This is a genomic window from Allobosea sp. (assembly GCF_035944895.1).
GTDB lineage: Bacteria > Pseudomonadota > Alphaproteobacteria > Rhizobiales > Beijerinckiaceae > Allobosea.
Map to the genome: position 1 here is coordinate 579,505 of NZ_DASZAT010000012.1, position 19,509 is coordinate 599,013.

Annotated in this window: 18 protein-coding genes; 7 read left to right on the plus strand and 11 right to left on the minus strand. The window is 66.9% G+C overall.

From position 1 onward, the window contains the following. Positions 1-53 precede the first annotated feature (53 nt). A complete protein-coding gene (locus VGV58_RS24920) occupies positions 54-2,138 on the plus strand; it encodes a methyl-accepting chemotaxis protein (protein WP_326876742.1) in 2,085 nt (694 codons plus the stop codon). Here the strand turns inward: VGV58_RS24920 and VGV58_RS24925 are convergent. Further along, complete coding sequence (locus VGV58_RS24925) at positions 2,135-3,043, minus strand: AraC family transcriptional regulator (protein ID WP_326876743.1); 909 nt, start codon at positions 3,041-3,043, stop codon at positions 2,135-2,137. The two genes, VGV58_RS24920 and VGV58_RS24925, sit on opposite strands and share 4 nt — an antisense overlap. Before the next feature lie 299 nt (positions 3,044-3,342). Here VGV58_RS24925 and VGV58_RS24930 point away from each other — a divergent pair, with 299 nt between their 5' ends. Beyond that, positions 3,343-3,729, plus strand: coding sequence for an Atu4866 domain-containing protein (locus VGV58_RS24930; RefSeq protein ID WP_326876744.1), 387 nt, complete (start codon positions 3,343-3,345; stop codon positions 3,727-3,729). A gap of 37 nt (positions 3,730-3,766) precedes the next feature. Here VGV58_RS24930 and VGV58_RS24935 read toward each other — a convergent pair whose 3' ends face one another. Next, a complete protein-coding gene (locus VGV58_RS24935; protein ID WP_326876745.1) occupies positions 3,767-4,378 on the minus strand; it encodes an NAD(P)-dependent oxidoreductase in 612 nt (203 codons plus the stop codon). 118 nt (positions 4,379-4,496) lie between these two features. Here VGV58_RS24935 and VGV58_RS24940 point away from each other — a divergent pair, with 118 nt between their 5' ends. Further along, a complete protein-coding gene (locus VGV58_RS24940) occupies positions 4,497-4,886 on the plus strand; it encodes a winged helix-turn-helix transcriptional regulator (RefSeq protein WP_326876746.1) in 390 nt (129 codons plus the stop codon). On the opposite strand, the gene ligD is transcribed toward VGV58_RS24940, so the two are convergent. From ligD to VGV58_RS24955, 3 genes are read right to left on the minus strand one after another with little or no spacing between them, the layout of a single operon-like run. Further along, entirely contained in the window at positions 4,858-7,389 is a 2,532-nt protein-coding gene (gene ligD / locus VGV58_RS24945; protein WP_326876747.1) for a DNA ligase D, read from the minus strand. The two genes, VGV58_RS24940 and ligD, sit on opposite strands and share 29 nt — an antisense overlap. Positions 7,390-7,407: 18 nt before the next feature. Then, on the minus strand, positions 7,408-8,286 hold the full coding sequence (gene ku, locus VGV58_RS24950; RefSeq protein WP_326876748.1) for a non-homologous end joining protein Ku: 879 nt from the start codon (positions 8,284-8,286) through the stop codon (positions 7,408-7,410). Next, the gene (locus VGV58_RS24955) at positions 8,286-8,528 is read right to left on the minus strand and encodes a hypothetical protein (protein ID WP_326876749.1); all 243 of its coding nucleotides are present in this window, start codon (positions 8,526-8,528) and stop codon (positions 8,286-8,288) included. Before VGV58_RS24955 ends, ku begins: the two co-directional genes overlap by 1 nt. 250 nt (positions 8,529-8,778) lie before the next feature. Here VGV58_RS24955 and rpsO point away from each other — a divergent pair, with 250 nt between their 5' ends. From rpsO to VGV58_RS24970, 3 genes are all read left to right on the plus strand, one after another. Then, positions 8,779-9,048 (plus strand): 30S ribosomal protein S15, encoded by a 270-nt coding sequence (gene rpsO, locus VGV58_RS24960; RefSeq protein ID WP_326876750.1) that lies wholly within the window; start codon positions 8,779-8,781, stop codon positions 9,046-9,048. Between the two features lie 283 nt (positions 9,049-9,331). Next, positions 9,332-11,503: a polyribonucleotide nucleotidyltransferase gene (gene pnp, locus VGV58_RS24965; RefSeq protein ID WP_326876751.1), complete on the plus strand. Its 2,172-nt coding sequence runs from the start codon at positions 9,332-9,334 to the stop codon at positions 11,501-11,503. A 130-nt stretch (positions 11,504-11,633) separates the two neighbouring features. Next, entirely contained in the window at positions 11,634-12,266 is a 633-nt protein-coding gene (locus VGV58_RS24970; RefSeq protein ID WP_326876752.1) for a pyridoxamine 5'-phosphate oxidase family protein, read from the plus strand. 131 nt (positions 12,267-12,397) lie between these two features. Here VGV58_RS24970 and VGV58_RS24975 read toward each other — a convergent pair whose 3' ends face one another. Next, a complete protein-coding gene (locus VGV58_RS24975) occupies positions 12,398-14,029 on the minus strand; it encodes an HAL/PAL/TAL family ammonia-lyase (protein ID WP_326876753.1) in 1,632 nt (543 codons plus the stop codon). 209 nt (positions 14,030-14,238) lie between these two features. Between VGV58_RS24975 and hemA the strand changes: the two genes are divergently transcribed. Then, the gene (gene hemA / locus VGV58_RS24980; RefSeq protein ID WP_326876754.1) at positions 14,239-15,450 is read left to right on the plus strand and encodes a 5-aminolevulinate synthase; all 1,212 of its coding nucleotides are present in this window, start codon (positions 14,239-14,241) and stop codon (positions 15,448-15,450) included. Between the two features lie 18 nt (positions 15,451-15,468). Here the strand turns inward: hemA and VGV58_RS24985 are convergent, their stop codons facing one another. The 5 genes from VGV58_RS24985 to VGV58_RS25005 are packed head-to-tail and all read right to left on the minus strand — an operon-like array spanning position 15,469 to position 19,347. After that, positions 15,469-16,467: an adenosine kinase gene (locus VGV58_RS24985; RefSeq protein ID WP_326876755.1), complete on the minus strand. Its 999-nt coding sequence runs from the start codon at positions 16,465-16,467 to the stop codon at positions 15,469-15,471. 56 nt (positions 16,468-16,523) lie between these two features. Then, complete coding sequence (locus VGV58_RS24990) at positions 16,524-16,898, minus strand: helix-turn-helix domain-containing protein (protein ID WP_326876756.1); 375 nt, start codon at positions 16,896-16,898, stop codon at positions 16,524-16,526. Next, positions 16,898-17,458: a Smr/MutS family protein gene (locus VGV58_RS24995; RefSeq protein WP_326876757.1), complete on the minus strand. Its 561-nt coding sequence runs from the start codon at positions 17,456-17,458 to the stop codon at positions 16,898-16,900. Before VGV58_RS24995 ends, VGV58_RS24990 begins: the two co-directional genes overlap by 1 nt. 3 nt (positions 17,459-17,461) lie before the next feature. Beyond that, on the minus strand, positions 17,462-18,625 hold the full coding sequence (gene mltA, locus VGV58_RS25000; protein WP_326876758.1) for a murein transglycosylase A: 1,164 nt from the start codon (positions 18,623-18,625) through the stop codon (positions 17,462-17,464). Then, complete coding sequence (locus tag VGV58_RS25005; protein WP_326876759.1) at positions 18,622-19,347, minus strand: Tim44/TimA family putative adaptor protein; 726 nt, start codon at positions 19,345-19,347, stop codon at positions 18,622-18,624. The genes mltA and VGV58_RS25005 overlap by 4 nt, the downstream gene beginning before the upstream one ends. Positions 19,348-19,509 lie beyond the last annotated feature (162 nt).

Genomic DNA, 19,509 nt, shown 5'->3' on the forward strand with positions numbered 1-19,509 from the left:
TTTCGACAGGTTCTTGAGTGCAGGTCGATCTCGGCCGCCTCAAGGAGCCGCCCGTGAAGAAGCTCGCCTCCCTCTGGCTACCCATCTCCAACCGGCTCGCGATCGTCGGCATCGCCATCTTCGCCGCCGCGATCGCGGCATCGGTAATCGTCTCGATCCGCGCCGCCGACAGTGCGATGCGCGAGCGGGCTCAGGCCAGCCTGACCGTCAACATCAACCTGCTGCGGGATATCCTTACGGCCAAGGGTGAGCCCCGGCTGGACGGCGACAAGCTTTTCTTCGGCTCGGAGCTGGTCAACGGCAATTTTGCCGCGGTCGACAAGGTCAAGGCGCTCTCCGGCGGCACCGCGACGGTGTTCATGGGCGACACGCGCGTCACGACCAACGTCCAGAAGCCGGATGGCTCGCGTGCGGTGGGCACCAAGCTCGCGCAGGGCCCTGCTCACGACGCTGTCTTCAAGGAGCGCAAGACCTATTCCGGCGCCGCCGACATCCTCGGCATTCCGTATTTCACCATCTACGAGCCGATCATCCAGACGTCGGACAATGCGGTGATCGGCATCCTCTATGTCGGCATCAAGCAGTCGGACTTCCTTACCGTCATCGACGAGATGATCCGCAACAATGTCATCGCCGGCCTCGTGATCGCCGCGATCGGTGGGGCGCTGCTGTTCTGGCTGACGCGCCGGACGTTGAGGCCTCTGGGCCAGCTCAAGGACACGATGCTGAAGCTGGCCGCAGGTGATCTTGCCAGCGAGCCGCCGAAGCTGCGCAGCGGTGACGAAGTGGCGGCCATGGCGGACGCGGTTTCCATCCTGCGCGAGGCGGCGATCGAGAAGGCACGGCTGGAGACCGAAGCGACCGAGCAATCCGAGCGCAGCGATGCCGAGCGCCGCAGCAACCAGGCCGAGCGCGAGCGCACGGTTGAGCAGCAGCGCGAGCATGCGCGCCAGCAGGAAGCGATCGTCCGTGCTTTGGCAGCCGGTCTGGAGCGTCTCGCCCAGGCGGACCTGACCTGCCGGCTCGAAGACGCCTTCCCGGCCGAGTACGAACAGCTCCGGGCTGACTTCAATGGGGCCGTCGATCGCCTCTCCGCGACGGTCTCGACGATCCAGCTGACAGCCTCCGAGGTCGGCATTGCGGCGCGCGAGATCAACACTGGCGCAGATGACCTGTCGAAGCGCACTGAGGAGCAGGCCTCCTCACTGGAGGAGACCGCGGCGACGACCGAGGAGCTGGCGGCTTCAGTGAAGGCCTCCGCCCAGGGCGCGCGCCAGGCGGCGGCGATCGCCGAGGAGGCGATGCAGGCGGCGCAGGAGGGCGGCGCCATCGCCGGCGAGGCGGTCAGCGCCATGGCCCGGATCGAGGACGCCTCGCGCAAGATCTCCGACATCATCCGCGTCATCGACGACATCGCCTTCCAGACCAACCTGCTGGCGCTCAATGCGGCGGTCGAGGCGGCCCGCGCCGGCGATGCCGGCAAGGGTTTTGCGGTGGTCGCGTCGGAAGTGCGCACCCTGGCGCAGCGTTCCAGCGAGGCGGCCAAGGATATTTCCGGGCTGATCTCCTCCTCGAACAGCGAAGTCGAGGCCGGGGTGAAGCTGGTGCGCCGGGCCGGCGAGTCGCTGGAGACGATCCTGGCGGCCTCGCGCAAGGTCACCGGCACGATCCAGGAGATCTCGGCGGCAGCGGGCGAGCAGGCGGGCGGCATCGAGGAGATGAGCCAGGCGGTCGCCCATCTCGACGAGATGACGCAGGCGAACGCCGCGCTGGCCGAGCAGAGCGCCGCTTCGGCGGGAGCGCTCAGCGGCCGGATCGGCGAGCTCAACACGCTGGTGGCGAGCTTCCGGACGGGCGGCGGGACGCTTGGCGCCATGGCGGCGGGGCCAGGCTCCGCCGGCTTCGGGACGCGTCCGGCGCCCCGGCCTGCCAACCCTGCACTGCGGGCGCCCGCACGCCCTGCGGGGGCTGCGCCACATGCCGCCGGCCCGGCCGATCGCGGCAGTGGCCAGGCGCCGGAGCCGGAGCGCCTGCGCCAGCTCGCCGAGGCCGCCTTCGCCCAGAGCAAGGCCGCCGCGCCCCAGCAGCGCAAGACCGCGAACAGTCGCGCAAGCGAGACCGGATGGGAGGAGTTCTAGGCCGCGTCAGCCGTTGAGCGCTGTTCGGTGCCCCGCAGGCGCGCGACATCGCGCAGCGGCGGGGCGCCGAACAGGCGGCTATACTCGCGGCTGAACTGGGACGGGCTCTCATAGCCAACCTCGAACCCGGCCGAGGCGGCATCATGCGCGTTGGCCAGGATCAGCCGACGGGCTTCCTGCAGCCGCAATTGCTTCTGGTATTGCAGCGGACTCATCGCCGTCACCGCTTTGAAGTGCTGGTGCAGGGCGGACGCACTCATCCGCGCTTCCGCCGCGACGATCTCGACGCTGAAAGGATTGCGGTAGTTGCGCTTGATCCAGGCGATGGCGCGGTTGACCTGCTGCAGCTTGCTCTCCGCCACCGCGATCTGGCGCAAGCGCGCCGCCTGCTCTCCCGTCAGCAGGCGATAGAGAATCTCGCGCTCGACAAGCGGCGCGAGCACCGTAATGTCAGCGGGGGACTCCAGCAGGCTGGTCAGCCGGATGACGGCATCGCGCAAGACCGACGTCATCGGGCTGACCGTCAGCCCCGGGCCGGATGACAGCTCCGGCTCGGCGAGCGGCGGCGCTTCCAGCATCAGCGCGCCGATGGCGGCCGGGTCGAGCTCGAGCTTGGCGCAGAGATAGGGTTCTTCCGGCGTCGCCTCGATCACCTGGCCGATGACCGGCAGATCGAGCGAGACGACGAGGCAATGGGCGGCGTCGTAGCGATAGATCCGGTCGCCCAGGATCACCTGCTTGGCGCCTTGGGCGATGATGCAGAGCGCTGGCTCGTGCAGGCCGTGCATTGGCTCGCTGGGTTGCGAGAGACGGACGACCTTCAGGCGCGGGACCGCGGTCTCGTGGACACCGTCGGTCGGCGCGAAGCGCGCGATCAGCGTGGCGAGTTCCTGAATCTGGGGCATGCACCGGCCTCCATGGCGGGTGACCAAGGCCACCTGATTGCCTGGACTTTCATATAAGGAAATGCGGCGCCTTTGCCATAGCCAGACTCCAGTGCTGGAGGATCAGGCAATGATCGCGGCGGATCGGTCTACCGCTCCCGGCTCGCGCCGATGCATTGTCCCAGCATACCGGCAGCGTCGTCGACCACGGACCCACGGGCGGATCGCCCTGGGCGCCCCGAGCCGGTTGCTACTGACATATTCCTGTCAAAGGCGGCGCTATCTGCACCGCCCAACAACCTGAACGAAAGGAGATCACCATGCCCTTCAGCCAGGTCTTCCAGTCGCTCGGCGCGATCGCGTCGATCATCGTGCCGGCCAAGCGGCCGATCCGCCCGCTCGAGATCGACCTCGAAGCCTTCCAGCCACTGAGCAAGGCCGAGCGCGCCGTGCTCGGCCGCTGGGTCAGCGAGGATGGGGCCACCCGGCTCGATCTTCGTCCCAATGGCCGCTTCGGCAAGCAGCGCGATCAGGCGGCCGGTCATGGCGGCCGCTACGAGGTCGATGCGTCGCAGCTCTATTTCGAGAGCGACGCCGGCCATGTCTGGAGCGGCGAACTTCGCCGCGGCCAACTCGCTTTCGGCGAGAAGCGCTTCCGCCGCACCCTGCAGCTGGATCCGGTCGGATTGATCCGATCCGACCGGTAAAGCCCCACAGCGTCGAGGCGGGGCCTTGTGCCCCGCCTCAATAACCGACCGTGAAACGCTGGCGCGAATGCGCCGGCTTTTCCAGTTCATCGACCAAAGCGACAGCGTAGTCCTCGGCCGAAATCCGGCTCTGGCCGTTGCCATCGACCAAGAGCTGGTCCTTGCCGAGGCGGAACTTGCCGGTGCGCTCGCCCGGCTCGATCAAGGCGGAAGGCGAGAGGAAGGTCCAGTCGAGACCGGGCTCGCCCTTCAGCAGATCGAGATAGGCGCCGCCCTTCCTGGCTTCGTCGAGATAGATCGCCGGGAACTCCTTGGTGTCGAACAGCTTGACGCCCGGCGCAACCTCGAGGCTGCCGGCGCCGCCGACGACGAGATAGCGCTTCACACCGGACTGCTTCACCGCAGCGAGCAGCGTCGCCGGATCGCTGGCGGTGTAATGCACTGCGCTGATCACCGCATCATGGCCGGCGAGCGGGGCGGCGAGCCCGTCCCTGTCATAGACATCGCCTTTCAGCGCGGTGACGCCGGCGCCCTGCGGCACCTTCCCGGGATTCCGAACGATGGCGGTGACCTGATGGCCGCGGCTGGTCAGCTCGGTGAGCAGGCGCGAGCCGATGAAGCCGGTGGCGCCGATGAGAGCAATCTTCATGGTGATCTTCCCTAGTATCTGATGGGAACCTACATCCCAATGGACACCAGATGGCAGGCATGCGATTTTCTCTCAAGAAGGCACTTTCACGCCACAAGGTCACCTGTCGGAAACCGCCATGCTTCAACGCCCCGACCCGTTCAACGCCCGCTGCCCGACACGGCAGGTGCTCGACCGCATCGGCGACAAGTGGGCGGTGTTGGTCATGATCCTGCTCGAACAGGAGACGCTGCGGTTCAACGAATTGCGCCGGCGCATCGACAGCGTCTCACAAAAGATGCTGTCGCAGACGCTGAAGAGCCTGGAACGCGACGGGTTGATCTCGCGCCGGGCCTTCGCGACCGTGCCGGTCACGGTCGAGTATTCGCTGACGCCGCTCGGGCGCACGCTCGCCGGAACGGTCGCGGCATTGACGCAATGGGCCGAAGCCCATATCGGCGAGGTCGAGGAGGCGCAGCGGCGCTATGATCGCGGCGAGATCAGCGCTTCAGGGGCCGCTTCGGCTTGAAGAAGGCGGCCCAGGCGTCGTCAGGCGCGCCCTTTTTCATGACGTCCGGTGCCTTGTAAGCGTCGGGCTTCAAACCCTTCTCCAGCAGCTCCCAGGCGACCGGCATGGCGACTGCGGCGCCGGGGCGTGCGCGCGTCGAGAACGGCGCGATGGCGGTCGAGCCGCGGCCATTCCTGAGGTAATCGATGAAGATGCGACCCTTGCGGGCCTTCTTCGACAGGGTCGCGGTATAGAGTTTCGGCTCGGCCTGCTCCATCGCCTTGGCGAAGTCGCGAGCGAAGCCTTTGACCGCGTCCCAGTCCGCCTTGGGCTTCAGCGGCAGCACGACATGGAAACCCTTGCCGCCGGAGGTCTTGAGGAAGCTTTCGAAGCCGAGCTCATCGAGCCGCTGGCGCACGGTGAGCGCCGCCTCGCGCACGCGCTCCATCGGCACGTCCTGGTCGGGATCGAGATCGAAGATGACCTGATCAGGCGTCTCGACCGCATCGACTTTGGCGCCCCAGACATGGACTTCCACCGTGCCGAGCTGCACCAAAGCGGCGAGCCCGTCGAAATCACGGATGAAGAGCAGCTCCTCGCCATCCTTGTCCCTCATTCGCGAGACGGATTTATGCAGGCCGGCGCCGGCATGCTTCTGGAAGAAAACCTGGCCGCCGACGCCATCGGGCGCACGCAGCAGGCTCAAGGGGCGTTCGATCACGAAGGGCGCCATGCGCTCCCAGACGCTGGCGTAATAGTCGAGCAGATCCTGCTTGGTGAAGCCGATATCGGGCCAGAGCGGCTTGCCGGGATTGCTGAGGGTCACGGTCGTCTCCGGGCCAGCCTTGCGCCTGCCCTTCGTCGCTGGTGCCTTGTTCGCTACGGCCTTGGCGGGCTTCTCCTCGACGACCTCTCCAGCCGGCTTGTCCTCACGCAGGCCGAGGAAGGACGAGTGCCGCAGCGTCTTGGAGGCTGTCCACGAACCAAAGGCGATCTCGGCGACGAGCTCGGGCCTGACCCAGACGATACCACGCTCGCGGCCGGCTTCACCGGGGAATGGCGAGGCTTTCGCGGCAATGGCGTCGAGCTTCTTCTTCAGCGCCGCGGCCGAGTTGCGGGTGAAGCCGGTGCCGACGCGACCGGCGGGCTTCAGCTCGCCATCATCGTGATAGCCGAGGACGAGCGAGCCAAGCTGGTTGCGCGAGGCCTTCGACGGAACATAGCCGGCGATGACGAATTCCTGGCGCTGAGTGCATTTCGACTTGACCCAGTCGCGCCCGCGGCCGCTGCGGTAGGGCGCCTCGGCGCGCTTGGAGATCACCCCCTCCAGCCCCATGCGGCAGGCATGGCGCAGCATGGTCTGGCCGGGCTCGATGAAGTGCTCGGAATAGCGCAAGGGCGAATCCGACCCGACGCTCTTCAGCAGCTCCTCCAGCCGTTCCTTGCGGGCGAGCAACGGCTCCGATCGCAGATCCTCGCCATCGAGATGGAGCAGGTCGAAGGCGTAGAAGACGAGGTTTGCGGTCTTGCCCTCTGACAAAGCGGCTTGGAGCGCGGAGAAAGAGGAGATGCCGTTCTCGCCCAGCGCGACAACCTCGCCGTCGATCAGCGCCGTGTCGTAAGGCAGCGCAGTGAGCGCCTCGGCGATCCGGTCGCCGAAACGCTCGGTCCAGTCGAGCCCGGTGCGTGTGAGCAGCTTGACCTTTTCAGCCGAGAGCCGCGCCTGCAGCCGATAGCCATCGAACTTGACCTCATGCAGCCAGGCGTCACCCGCCGGCGGCTTGTTCTGCAAGGTCGCAAGGCATGGCTCGACGAAGCGAGGCAGCGGCTCGCCTTCGGTCTTTTCCCAACGGCGGGCCGGCTTGGCCTTCGCTGATTTTGCTTTGGCCGCCTTGGCCTGGCGGCCCTTTGCAGGTTTCTCATCGGTCGACCAGACGTCGCCTGCGGGATCCTCGCCGACTTCCTCGACGCTCCTGCCCGACTTCACCGAATCCGGCGCCGTCTCCAGAATATCCTCGTCGTCGCGGGCGAAATCGTCCTCGACCTTGATCAGCAGCCAGTTGTCGCGCTTCTCGCCGCGGCGAGGCTTCAGCCTGACGAGATGCCAGCGCCCGCCGAGCTTGTGGCCTTCCAGCGCGAAGGCAAGATGGCCCTTCTCCATGCCGCGGACGGGGTCGCCCTCCGGAATCCACTTGCCCTCATCCCAAACGACGACCGAGCCGGCGCCATATTCCCCTTCGGGAATCGTGCCCTCGAAGGCGCCGTATTCGAGCGGGTGGTCCTCGACATGAACCGCGAGGCGCTTCTCGCCGGGATCGAGGCTCGGGCCCCGCGTCACCGCCCAGGACCAGAGCACGCCGTCGTGCTCCAGCCTGAGATCGTAGTGGAGGCGGCGCGCGGCGTGCTTATGGATGACGAAGGCGCCGCCGGCCTGCGCTGCTTTGCTACGGCGCTTGCCGGCCCCCTTCGGCTCATGGGTCCGGGAGAAGTCGCGCTTCGAACGGTAGAGATCGAGATTGGCCATGGCGCCCTCCGACGCGCGTCAGGCGCTCTTTTTAGCCTTGCCGGCAGCAGGCTTCTTCGCCGGTTTGCGGGCATTCGACGGCTTCTTGCCGCGTGCTGACGGCTTGCCGGGCGAGCCGCTCTCTTCGCCGAGGCTCTTCTTCAAAGCCTCGAACAGGTTGACCACATTGGAAGGGCGTTCGGCGGGCTTTGCCACCGGCGGCTTCTTGCCCTTGCGCTTGGCCGCGATCAGCTCGAGCAGCGCCTCCTCATAGCGATCCTCGAAGCCGCTCGGATCGAACTTCGCCTCTTTCTTCTCGATGATATGAGTGGCGAGGTCGACCAGTTCCGCATCGAGCTTGCCCTTGCGCAGCCCGTCGAAGATCTCATCCGGCTGGCGCACGGTCTTGTCGTAGCGCAGCGTGGTCAGCAGCAGGCCTTTGTCGAAGGGCTCGATCATCACCGGGCGCTCGCGGCGATAGAGCACGATCCGGGCTATGCCGGCCTTCTTCTGCTTGGCCATCGCCTCGCGGATCACGGCGAAGGCCTCCTCCGAGACCTCGTCGGAGGGGCTAAGATAATAGGGCTGGTCGAAATAGATCTGCGGAATCGCGGCGCGGTCGACGAATTGCTCGATCGAGAGCGTGTGGGAACTCTCGATCTGAACCGCGTCGATCTCGTCCTCCTCGATCAGCAGATATTCGTCGCCGCCGATCTCGTAGCCCTTGACCTCGTCGTCGGAATCGACCGGCTTACCGTTTACGCTGTCGATGTACTGCCGCCTGACCGTGTTGCCGGTCTTGCGGTTGATGACGCGAAACGAGACCTTCTCGCTATGGTCGGTCGCCGACGTCAGTTCGACAGCGCAGGAGACCAGCGAGAGCTTGAGATAGCCCTTCCAGGCCGGCCGGGGCGCCATCAGGCCGCCCTCAGTCTGGGTCGGACCGGCAAGGCCGGCGGCAGCCCACGCAGCCAGGCTTCGGCCCGCACGATCTCGTCGCGGGTCACGACCGGAACGGGATCCGACAGGATGGCGAGCAGCACCTCGCGGTCGAGCTGGCCGTTGGCGATCACATCGGCGAGCGCGTCGCGGGTCTCGCGCTCGGCTCGGAGCTGGGCGCCGAGCGCGGCAATGAGGCGGTCCTTCGACATGGCTGGCATGATACGCAACCCCGGTTGGAAACCTGCGGCGAATCAACCTGCGGAGCCGGCAGAGGTTCCGGGAGCCGTGCTCCCCCTGCTGCGATGCAGCACGCTAGCGTTTCGCCAGATTTCGTGTATATCCCCGGCCAACCGGCCCGATGGCTGGCTGCGCATCCCTTCCGCGATGAGGCGGATGCGGGCTTCGGACCTTGCTGGACGACATCCCGGCCTGGCCCGCCAGATCAACACCCAACCGAAGGACATCACGATGTCGATCACTGCCGAGCGCAAGACCGCGCTCATCAAGGAACATGCCACCAAGCCGAACGACACCGGCTCGCCGGAAGTCCAGGTCGCGATCCTCACCGAGCGCATCAACAACCTGACCGGCCACTTCAAGTCCCACACCAAGGACAACCATTCGCGCCGCGGCCTGCTCAAGCTGGTCTCGCAGCGCCGCTCCCTGCTCGACTACCTGAAGGGCAAGGAAGAAGCGCGCTACAAGAGCCTGATCGAGAAGCTCGGCATCCGCCGCTGATCGAGACCGAAATTCCGCCCGGTGCCTCGCTGCTCCGGGCGGTTCTACTAGGGGCCGATTGATCGGCCTCGCTCCGGGAGCGCCGCAATGACGCGACCTCCCATTCCAGTGCGGCAACCGCATGGGGCGGCTTCCCGCATGATCCGCCGGCGTCAGCGACGTCCATGGCAGGATCGCCGAGCGCCCGGGCGCGCTTCCTGCAAGCACCTCCCGGACGTTTAGCCGTCTTGCCCATGGGCACGATCGACGCCGGACGGATCGCATCCGACCGAAAGAAAATCCTATGTTCGATGTGCAAACCGAAGAGCTGATCTGGGGCGGGCGCAAGCTCGTGCTCGAAACCGGCAAGATCGCCCGTCAGGCTGATGCCGCCGTGCTCGCCACCTATGGCGAGACCGTCGTGCTCGCGACCGTCGTCTCCGCCAAGTCGCCGAAGCCCGGGATCGATTTCTTCCCGCTGACCGTGAACTACCAGGAAAAGACCTTCGCCGCCGGCCGCATTCCCGGCGGCTATTTCAAGCGCGAGGGACGTCCGACCGAGAAGGAGACGCTGGTCTCGCGCCTGATCGACCGGCCGATCCGCCCGCTCTTCGTCGAGGGCTACCGCAACGAGACGCAGGTCGTCTGCACCGTACTGCAGCATGACCTCGAGAACGATCCCGACATCGTCGCGATGGTCGCCGCCTCCGCCGCCCTGACGCTTTCGGGCGTGCCGTTCATGGGCCCGGTCGGCGCTGCCCGCGTCGGCTATATCGACGGCGCCTACAAGCTCAACCCGCTGATCGACGAGGTCAAGGAATCGCAGCTCGACCTGGTCGTCGCCGGCACGCCCGACGCCGTCCTGATGGTCGAATCGGAGGCCAAGCAGCTCTCCGAGGAGGTCATGCTCGGCGCCGTGATGTTCGGTCACAAGCACTTCCAGCCGGTGATCGACGCGATCATCCGCCTGGCCGAGAAGGCCGCCAAGGAGCCGCGCGACTACGTGCCGGCCGACAACTCGGTCGTGCTCGAGGCCGTGCTCAAGCTGGTCGATGCGGATATCCGCGCCGCCTACAAGATCACCACCAAGGCCGAGCGCTACAAGGCTCTCGACGCCGCCAAGGCCAAGGTCCAGGCGCTCGTCTCCGAGACACCGGACGGCAAGACCACCTTCACCAAGGAGCAGGTCGCCGGCCAGTTCAAGGAAGCCCAGGCCAAGGTCGTGCGCTGGACCATCCTCGACGACGGCGTCCGCATCGACGGCCGCGACCTCAAGACGGTCCGCAAGATCGTCTCGGAAGCCGGCATCCTGCCGCGCACCCACGGTTCGGCGCTGTTCACTCGCGGCGAGACCCAGGCGCTGGTCGTGACCACGCTCGGCACCGGCGATGACGAGCAGTTCATCGACTCGCTGGAAGGCACCTACAAGGAGACCTTCCTGCTGCACTACAACTTCCCCCCCTATTCGGTGGGTGAAGCCGGCCGCATGGGTTCGCCCGGCCGCCGCGAAATCGGCCATGGCAAGCTCGCCTGGCGCGCCATTCGCCCGATGCTGCCGGCGAAGTCGGAGTTTCCCTACACGATCCGCGTCGTCTCGGAGATCACCGAGTCGAACGGCTCCTCCTCGATGGCCACCGTCTGCGGCACCTCGCTGGCGTTGATGGATGCCGGTGTGCCGCTGAAGGCGCCGGTCGCGGGCATCGCCATGGGCCTGATCCTGGAAGGCGAGCGCTTCGCAGTGCTCTCCGACATCCTCGGTGACGAGGACCATCTCGGCGACATGGACTTCAAGGTCGCCGGCACGGCCGAGGGCATCACCTCGCTGCAGATGGACATCAAGATCGCTGGGATCACCGAGGAGATCATGAAGGTCGCCCTCGACCAGGCCAAGGGCGGTCGCGATCACATCCTCGGCGAGATGAACAAGGCCCTCTCGGCCTCGCGTGGCCAGCTCGGCGAGTACGCGCCGCGCATCGAGACGATGAAGATCCCGGTCGACAAGATCCGCGAAGTCATCGGTTCGGGCGGCAAGGTGATCCGCGAGATCGTCGAGAAGACCGGCGCCAAGGTCAACATCGAGGACGACGGCACCATCAAGATCGCCTCGGCCGACGGCAAGTCGATCGAAGCGGCGATCAAGTGGATCAAGTCGATCGTCTCGGAAGCCGAGCCCGGCATGATCTATGACGGCACCGTCGTGAAGGTCATGGAGTTCGGCGCTTTCGTGAACTTCTTCGGCGCCAAGGACGGCCTCGTCCACATCTCCGAGCTCGCTCCCAAGCGGGTCCAGAAGGTGCAGGACGTCGTCAAGGAAGGCGACAAGGTCAAGGTCAAGTTCCTCGGCATGGACGAGCGTGGCAAGGTGCGCCTGTCGATGAAGGTGGTCGACCAGGCCACGGGTGAGGACATCACCGAAAAGCTGAAGGCCGAGCGCGAAGCCGAGAAGGCTCGCGAGCGCCAGAACGCCGACGACTGATACGCGATCTGCGTTTCACGTGAATCAGACGCCCCCGCATCGTAGGATGCGGGGGCGTTTTCTTTTGGCCGCCCTCTGGTGCGCTGCAACGAAGTCGAATAGTCTAGACTTATTGACTTCGGAGGCTGGCATGACCGCGCATCGGATTACGTCGCTTGATCAGCTCGCCGCGCTCTATCCGAACCCGATCGCGCCGGCTTCGGTCATGAAGGAGATCGATCACATCGACGCCAACTATGGCGCACTGATCGCGGCCTCGCCGTTTTTCGTGCTCGCGACCAATGGTCCTGATGGCCTGGATTGCTCACCGCGCGGGGATCAGCCTGGCTTTGTCACCGTGAGCGACGCGAAAACGCTGCTGATTCCGGACAGAAGAGGCAATAACCGCCTGGATTCGTTGAAGAATCTTCTGTCCGACAATCGAATCGGAATGCTCTTCCTGATCCCCGGTTACGGCGAAACCCTGCGTGTGAACGGCACCGCGGTGCTCTCGACCGACCCGGAGCTGTGCGCGCGCTTCGAGATGGCCGGAAAACTGCCAGCCTGCGTGATCGTGGTCACCGTCGAGGCCGCCTACTTCCAGTGCTCGCGGGCGGTGGTGCGCGCCGATCTCTGGAACCCGGCGGCGCAGGTCGACAAGCGCTCGCTGCCGAGCGCCGGCACGATCCTGCGCGAGATCTCGGCGCGGACGGCGACAGAGGCCTTCGACGGCGAGGCCTATGACAAGGCGCTGCCGGAACGGGTCAAGGCGACGCTGTACTAACAGACGTGATTCTCGGGCGGAGCGAAGCGCAGACCCGAGAAGCTCATGACGAGAAGGCGCTGACCGGAGTTTCATCCGGCCTGAGATGCTCGGCTCAAGGCCGAGCATGACATGCGTAGTCAGGCAGCGCCCTACTCCAATCCCCCTACGGCCGCCTCGACCGCCTCGACGATCGCACCGGAACGGACCAGAGCCGTCGCCTGGTTCATCTCGGCGGCGTACCAGCGGTCGCCGTCGAGCGCCGGCGGGATCGTCTCCCGGACGGCCTCCAGCGCCGCCTGCGTGCCCTTGCCGAGCGGATGGGCCTTGGCGGTGTCGGCGATCAGCGAGAGCGCCTGGCAGGCCATCAGGATCTCCGCGGCAATGATCATCTCGACATTCTCGACGACCGTGCGCGCCTTGCGGCCGCACCAGGTCGAGTTCGAGACATGGTCCTCGGCATTGGACTTGCCCGGGATCGAGTCGACCGAGCCGGGCGAGGACAGCGTGCGGTTCTCCATCACCAGCGCCGACATCGAGCACTGCACGGTGGCAAAGCCTGTGTTGAGGCCGCGCTTGCCGGCGAGCAGGTTGCGCGGCAGGCCGTAGCTCAAGGTCGGATCGACCAGGCGGGCGAGGCGGCGCTCGCAGATCGAGCCGAGATCGGTCATGGCGATGGCGAGCAGGTCCATCGCCTGCGCCACGTACTGGCCGTGGAAATGGCCGCCGGAGATGACGCGGTAGCCGTCATCCTCGGGGAAGATCAGCGGGTTGTCGGTCGCCGAATTGGTCTCGGTCGCGATGATCCGGCTGATATAGTCGAGCGCTTCGCGCGCCGGCCCATGCACCTGCGGGGCACAGCGCAGCGAATAGACGTCCTGCACGCGCGGCGCCGGCGGCTTGCCGGGCGTGCGACCGATCTCGTCGGGATAGATCGTCTCGCGGGCGGAGGCCGAGCAGCGCTTCGAGCCCTGCGTGATCTTGAGGAGGTTGCGCGCGACCAGCGCCTGGCCGGGATGCGGGCGAGCGGCGTGGACGCGCGGATCGAAGGCCGCGAGCTCGCCGCGCATGGCCTCGAGCGAGAGGGCAAGGCCGATATCGGCAGCCTTGATCAGGCGCCTGGCGTCCTCGGTCGCGAGCACGCCGAGCGCCAGCGACACCGTCGAGCCGTTGATCAGGGCCGAGGCGTCCTTGGCGCCGAGCTTGAAGTCCGGCTCCAGCCCGGCCTTGGCCAGGGCGTCGCGAGCCTTCATCCGCTTGCCCTTGTAGACCGCCTCGCCCTCCTCGAAACCGCAGACCGCGGCCGACATATGGGCGAGCGGGGCGAGGTCGCCGGAGGCGCCGACCGAGCCCTTCTGCGGGATCACCGGATGGATGCCGGCATTGAGGCAGGCGAGCAGGCGCTCGACCAGGGCGACCTGAGGCCCGGAATAGTTCGAGGCGAAGGCGTTGGCGCGCAGCAGCATGGTGGCGCGCGTCACATCCTCGGGAAAGGGCTCACCGATGCCGGTCGCGTGAGCATAGACGCTCTTGCGCTGGTATTCGGTCATCTCCGACATCAGCACGCGCTGGTCCTTGAACAGGCCGACGCCGGTGTTGAAGGAGTACATGAACGGAGCTTCGTCGTTCATGAAATTGGCGTCGATATGGGCGCGCGTCGCCGCGATCGCCTCGCGGGCGGACTTGGCCAGGCTCGCCTTCTCATAGCGGCCGGAGGCGCCGGGCCGGGCCACGCGCAGCACCTGCCTGCCCTTCAGGGTCCGTCCGTCGATCGTTACCGCCATGGCCCGCTCCTCGTCAGCTTTGCCAACGATCTAAAGGGCCAGCGCGCCAAAGGGAAAGACCCATTCCCTGCCGGAAACGAAAAGCACCTTGCACGATGCGGCGTGGCCGGCCCTGGCCTCGATCCGCCAGGGCCCTGCTGCGGCGCGACATCGGCGCGCCTTTACCCTGTGGCTGGAATCCCTCAAAGCTGGCGCCAGGAGGCTCCCCAATGGATTTCCAGGCCTTTTTTCGCAGCGAGCTCGACGGCCTCAAGGCCGAGGGCCGCTATCGCGTCTTCGCCGATCTCGAGCGCCGCGCCGGCCGCTTTCCGCGCGCCGCCTTCCACGGCCCGAACGGCCCGCGCGAGGTCACCGTCTGGTGCTCCAACGATTATCTCGGCATGGGCCAGCACCCTGCCGTGCTCACCGCGATGCGCGAGGCGCTCGATGCCTGCGGCGCCGGCGCCGGCGGCACGCGCAACATCGCCGGGACCAACCACTACCATGTCCTGTTGGAGCGCGAGCTCGCCGACCTGCACGGCAAGGACGCGGCGCTGCTGTTCAACTCCGGCTACATGTCGAACTGGGCCTCGCTCTCGACGCTGGCCGCGCGCATTCCCGGCTGCGTCGTCGTCACCGATGCCGCCAACCATGCCTCGATGATCGAGGGCATCCGGCATTCGCGTGCCGAGAAATTGATCTTCGCCCACAATGACCCGCAGGACCTGCGCCGCAAGCTCGCAAGCGTCGATCCGGCCAGGCCGAAGCTGATCGCCTTCGAATCGGTCTATTCGATGGATGGCGACATCGCGCCAATTGCCGAATTCTGCGATCTCGCCGAGGAATTCGGCGCGCTGACCTATGTCGACGAGGTCCATGCCGTCGGGCTCTACGGCGCCCGCGGCGGCGGCATCAGCGAGCGCGACGGCCTCAGCCACCGGCTCGACTTGATCGAGGGTACGCTGGCCAAGTCCTTCGGCGTGATGGGAGGCTATGTCACCGGCTCGGCTGATCTCTGCGACTTCATCCGCAGCTTCGCCTCGGGCTTCATCTTCTCCAGCTCGCTGCCGCCGACCCTGGCGGCCGGCGCGCTCGCGGCGATCCGGCATCTCAAGGCGAGCTCAGCCGAACGCGAGGGGCAGCAGGATAGGGTGCGCAAGCTGCGCGGCCAGCTCGACCAGGCCGGCATTCCGCATCTGCCCAATCCCAGCCATATCGTGCCGGTGATGGTCGGCGATGCCGCCCTGTGCAAGCGGATCAGCGACGAGTTGCTGGAGCGCTTTGCAATCTACGTCCAGCCGATCAACTACCCGACCGTGGCGCGCGGCACCGAGCGTTTGCGGATCACGCCGACGCCGCTGCACTCGGACGAGGACATCGCCGCTCTGGTCGGCGCCCTCAGCGAGATCTGGAGCGCGACGGGGCTGAAGCGGGCGGCCTGAGCCGCCCGCGCTCCTGTCTCAGAGCAGACCGTTATTGCTCGCAAGCATCTTCAGGTTGACGTCCGGGCGCGCGCCGACATGGCTGATGACCTCGGCGGCGGCGAGTGCGCCAAGCCGCAGGCAGTCGCGCGCCTCGCGGTTCGTCGTCAGGCCGTGCAGGAAGCCGGCAGCGAAGAGGTCGCCGGCACCGGTCGCGTCGACGACGCGCTCGATCGGAAAGACCGGCTCGGCCACGACGCCATCCGGCGTCAGCGCCAGCGCGCCGTTTTCGGAGCGAGTGATCACGGCAAGCACGTTCTCCGCGCGCAGCGCCGCCAGCGCCGTGTCGAAATCGGCGCTCTGGTAGAGGCTCTTCAGCTCGTGCTCGTTGGCGAAGACGAGATCGACCATGCGGTTGCGGATCAGGCCGAGGAACTCGTCACGATAGCGATCGACGCAGAACGAGTCGGACAGGGTGATGGCGACGCGGCCACCGGCCTTATGCGCGAGCTCGGAGGCCTTGCGGAAAGCGTCCTTGGCCGCCGGCGGATCCCAGAGGTAGCCTTCGAGATAGACGATGTCGGCGTTCTCGACCGTGGCCGGATCGACATCGGCCGGGGACAGGCCCTGGCAGGCGCCGAGATAGGTGTTCATCGTGCGCTCGCCATCGGGCGTGACGATGATGAAGGAGCGTGCCGTCGCCGGGCCTTCGGTCGCCGCGGCGGTATCGAATGCGACGCCGAGCGAGGCCAGGTCGTGACGATAGAGCTTGCCGAGCTCGTCGGCCTTGACCTTGCCGATGAAGGCGCCCTTGCCGCCGAAGGAGGCGAGACCGGCAATGGTGTTGGCGGCCGAGCCGCCCGAGACCACCTTGCCCGGGCCCATCGCGCCATAGAGCAGCTCGGCCCGCGGCTCGTCAATCAACGCCATCGAGCCTTTGACCAGCTCGTACTTCATCAGGAAGTCTTCCTCCGCCGAAGCGAAGACGTCGACGATGGCATTGCCCAAGGCGAGCACGTCATAGCGCTTGGAGGTCATGAAACGATCCGTAATGGCGGGAGGATGGCGGCGTGTGGCATTGCCGGCAGGTCAGGTCAAGCGCTGCCGCGCCGGCGCGCGGCACTGTCGAGGATCGAGGTCAGCGCTGCCAGGTCCGACGGACCGAGCCATTGTACCTCATGGGCGAGGCGATTGGCGACCAGGGTTGCTTCCGGTTCGAGACCCGCGGTGTCGATTACCACGCGCGGATGCGAGAGCTCGGCGAGACGGATCAATTCGTCGGCCTCATCCCAGATCACGCCGAGATGATGGATTGCGCCCTGGATCAGGGTGAAGGTCGGCTGGCCGCGCTTGCCGTGCTCCAGCGCCGAGAGATAGGCCGGGGTGACGCCGAGCGCCTGCGCCATCTGCGCCAGTGTGACGCCGCGGGCAGCGCGCAGCTCACGGACGCGGCGGCCGAACGGCGTCATCAACCCGGCTCCCGGCTGCGGCGCAGGCGGATATAGAGCGCCCCGGTGCCGCCATGGCGCTGCTCGGCCTCGTCGAAGCCGAGCACCAGCGACCGCAAGTCCGGCAGCCGGAGCCAATGGGGAACGTTGCGGCGCAGGATGCCGCGCTCCTCGCCATAAGGGACATCGCCGGCAATGCCCTTGCCGGTCACCACCAGCACGAGCTTGGCGCCGCGCTGCTGCTGCAGGCGCAGGAAACCGCGCAAGGCCGAATGCGCCTCGTCCTGGCGCAGGCCGTGCAGGTCGATGACAGCCTCGACGCCCTGCTGGCCGCGGCGCAACTGCGTGCGCATGCGCCGCTCCAGCGGCACCAGGGGCGGCGGGGCGGGCTTCGCTGATTGCCGACCGGGCGCAAGAACAGCGGGTGACGGACTACTCTCTGCCATAGGAACAGGCTTGACCTGTTCGGCCTCCGGTTCAGGCTCGACCGGCGCACGGCCGGCCAGCGGCTTCACCGTGCGCGCGACCTGGCGCCAGAGCGCGAGTTCCGCCTCGGAGAGGAGCTTGCCGCGCCGGCGCATGGCTCAGCGCGGCCAGAGCACGATGAAATCGACGGGATGCCGGATCAGGCCGGCACGGTGGCCTGCTTCCGCGCCCGAGCCGACAAAGAGATCGATCCGCGCCGGGCCGATGATCGCGGTTCCGGTATCCTGGGCCAGCATGAGCCGGGCCAGTTTCTCACTGCCACCCTTGCCGTCGGGGATCTCGGTCTCGATCCAGGCCGGCATACCATAGGGCCAGAGCGAGCGGTCGACCGCGACGCTGCGCAGCGGAGTCAACGGCAGGCCGGCTCCGCCGATCGGTCCGGACTCGGGCGGAAGATCGTCGTTGCGGGCATAGAAAACGAAAGAGCGGTTGAGCCGGATGAGGTCGCGGGCGAAGCCGGCATCGGCCTTCAGCCGGGCGATCAGCTTGTCCATCGTCATCTGCTCGGGCGGGATGTTCTCGCGCCGGCTGAGCTCGCGCCCGAGCGAGGTATAGGGGTGGCCGTTGCGCCCGGAATAGATGAGGCGCGTCACCTTGCCGTCCGGCAGGCGGATCCGGCCCGAGCCCTGGACCTGCAGCACGAAGCGGTCGACGGGATCGCGCATCCAGAGGATCTCGAGCCCCTGGCCGGCAAGCGCGCCCTCCTCGATCGCGGTGCGATCCGGGAAGGGCTCCAGCCCCTTAGCCGTCCGGCGCGCCGAGGTCAGGGCCGGATCGAGGCCGGGCCAGTCATCGCCCGGCATCTTGGTCACGAGATCGGCCGGGCGGCCATAGAGCGGCGTCGGGAAGGCGTCCGAACGGGTCAGCGAGCCCTCGAATTCCGGCTCGAAATAGCCGGTCATGAAGCCGCGCTCGGCGCCGGCCGGGCGGATGCGCCAGAAGGCGAAATTATCGGCGAAGAAGCGCCGGGCCGAGTCCGGGCTGACATCGCCCGCGGCAAGCAGGGCCGCTGCCTTGATGCACAGGGCCGGCAGGGCCGCAGGCGCAGGAGCGCCCTGCCGCAGCGGCGGATCGGTCTCGCAGCCCTGCGCGAACAGGCGCAGCACAGCGAGCTGGTCGTCGGTGCTCCAGCCGGCAAGCGAAGCGGGCGCCACGGGTTCGGCCCGGGCGCCCTGCGGCAGAGATGGGGGAGAAGCGTGAGCGCCGGTCATCGACATACCTGCGGCCAGCAGCCCCAGAACGAAACCGACGACACGGATCACGCGGCCGATTCGGTGGCGACCAGCAGCCAGTTCGGATCGCGGCTGCCGAGCTGGCGGGCGAAGGTCCAGACGTCGTTGACCTCGGAGACCGCCTCGGCGCTGCCGTCGACGACATTGCCCTGCGCATCGCGAACAGCGCTGATCAATTGCGAGACGAAGGCGATGGTGACCTGAGCGGCCTTGCCCTTGACGTCGACGCCGACGATCTCGGCCTTGTCGATCGAGACGAAGTTGGACTCGGCCTTCTCGCCACGCTTCTCCCGCTCGGCGATCGCCTGCTCGAAGCCGTCATAGACTTCCTTGGCGAGCAGGCCCTTCAAGGCCTTGCGGTCGCCGCGGGCGAAGGCGGTGACGATGGTCTCATAGGCCGATTTCGCGCCGATGAGGAAGCCCGGCGCGTCGAAGCGCGGTTCCTGGCGGAGGATGGCGTCGAGGCCGACAGCGATAGCCGAGCCCGGCTCGGCAATGCCCTTCCAGCGCTCGGCATCGGCCACGGGGGCAGCCGCTGCGTCGTTGGCGGCGCCCGGCAGGCGGACGACATTGTCGCGCCTCTCGCCATTGCCGGGCTGATCCGGGCGCAGCGGCGGCGTCTCGCGGCGCGCGAACGGATCGGCCGGCGGCTTCTCGTGCCCGGTCTTCTGGCCCAGAACCGAGCGCAGTTTCCAGGCGACGAAAACGGCCAGGGCCAGGAAGACCAGGGTCGTCATATCGAAATTCTGCATCGCCGGCTGATCCGAACCTCGAAAACTCGTTCCCGCGCGGGCGCACGTCGTCGCCCGTCATCGAACGGATATGGTGTGGGAGGCTCGTAACATCCACCCCCGGGGGCGACAAGGGTGCGAAAGCGCGCGTCGCTTGTGCCGGCCCCGCCGCCATGATAGCCG

Coding starts and splice junctions, on each gene's coding strand:
- VGV58_RS24925 (WP_326876743.1), bottom strand. CDS start 3,043: ATGCCCCAGATTCAGGAACTCGCCACGCTGATCGCGCGCTTCGCGCCG.
- VGV58_RS24930 (WP_326876744.1), top strand. CDS start 3,343: ATGCCCTTCAGCCAGGTCTTCCAGTCGCTCGGCGCGATCGCGTCGATC.
- VGV58_RS24935 (WP_326876745.1), bottom strand. CDS start 4,378: ATGAAGATTGCTCTCATCGGCGCCACCGGCTTCATCGGCTCGCGCCTG.
- VGV58_RS24940 (WP_326876746.1), top strand. CDS start 4,497: ATGCTTCAACGCCCCGACCCGTTCAACGCCCGCTGCCCGACACGGCAG.
- ligD (WP_326876747.1), bottom strand. CDS start 7,389: ATGGCCAATCTCGATCTCTACCGTTCGAAGCGCGACTTCTCCCGGACC.
- ku (WP_326876748.1), bottom strand. CDS start 8,286: ATGGCGCCCCGGCCGGCCTGGAAGGGCTATCTCAAGCTCTCGCTGGTC.
- VGV58_RS24955 (WP_326876749.1), bottom strand. CDS start 8,528: ATGCCAGCCATGTCGAAGGACCGCCTCATTGCCGCGCTCGGCGCCCAG.
- rpsO (WP_326876750.1), top strand. CDS start 8,779: ATGTCGATCACTGCCGAGCGCAAGACCGCGCTCATCAAGGAACATGCC.
- pnp (WP_326876751.1), top strand. CDS start 9,332: ATGTTCGATGTGCAAACCGAAGAGCTGATCTGGGGCGGGCGCAAGCTC.
- VGV58_RS24970 (WP_326876752.1), top strand. CDS start 11,634: ATGACCGCGCATCGGATTACGTCGCTTGATCAGCTCGCCGCGCTCTAT.
- VGV58_RS24975 (WP_326876753.1), bottom strand. CDS start 14,029: ATGGCGGTAACGATCGACGGACGGACCCTGAAGGGCAGGCAGGTGCTG.
- hemA (WP_326876754.1), top strand. CDS start 14,239: ATGGATTTCCAGGCCTTTTTTCGCAGCGAGCTCGACGGCCTCAAGGCC.
- VGV58_RS24985 (WP_326876755.1), bottom strand. CDS start 16,467: ATGACCTCCAAGCGCTATGACGTGCTCGCCTTGGGCAATGCCATCGTC.
- VGV58_RS24990 (WP_326876756.1), bottom strand. CDS start 16,898: ATGACGCCGTTCGGCCGCCGCGTCCGTGAGCTGCGCGCTGCCCGCGGC.
- VGV58_RS24995 (WP_326876757.1), bottom strand. CDS start 17,458: ATGCGCCGGCGCGGCAAGCTCCTCTCCGAGGCGGAACTCGCGCTCTGG.
- VGV58_RS25005 (WP_326876759.1), bottom strand. CDS start 19,347: ATGCAGAATTTCGATATGACGACCCTGGTCTTCCTGGCCCTGGCCGTT.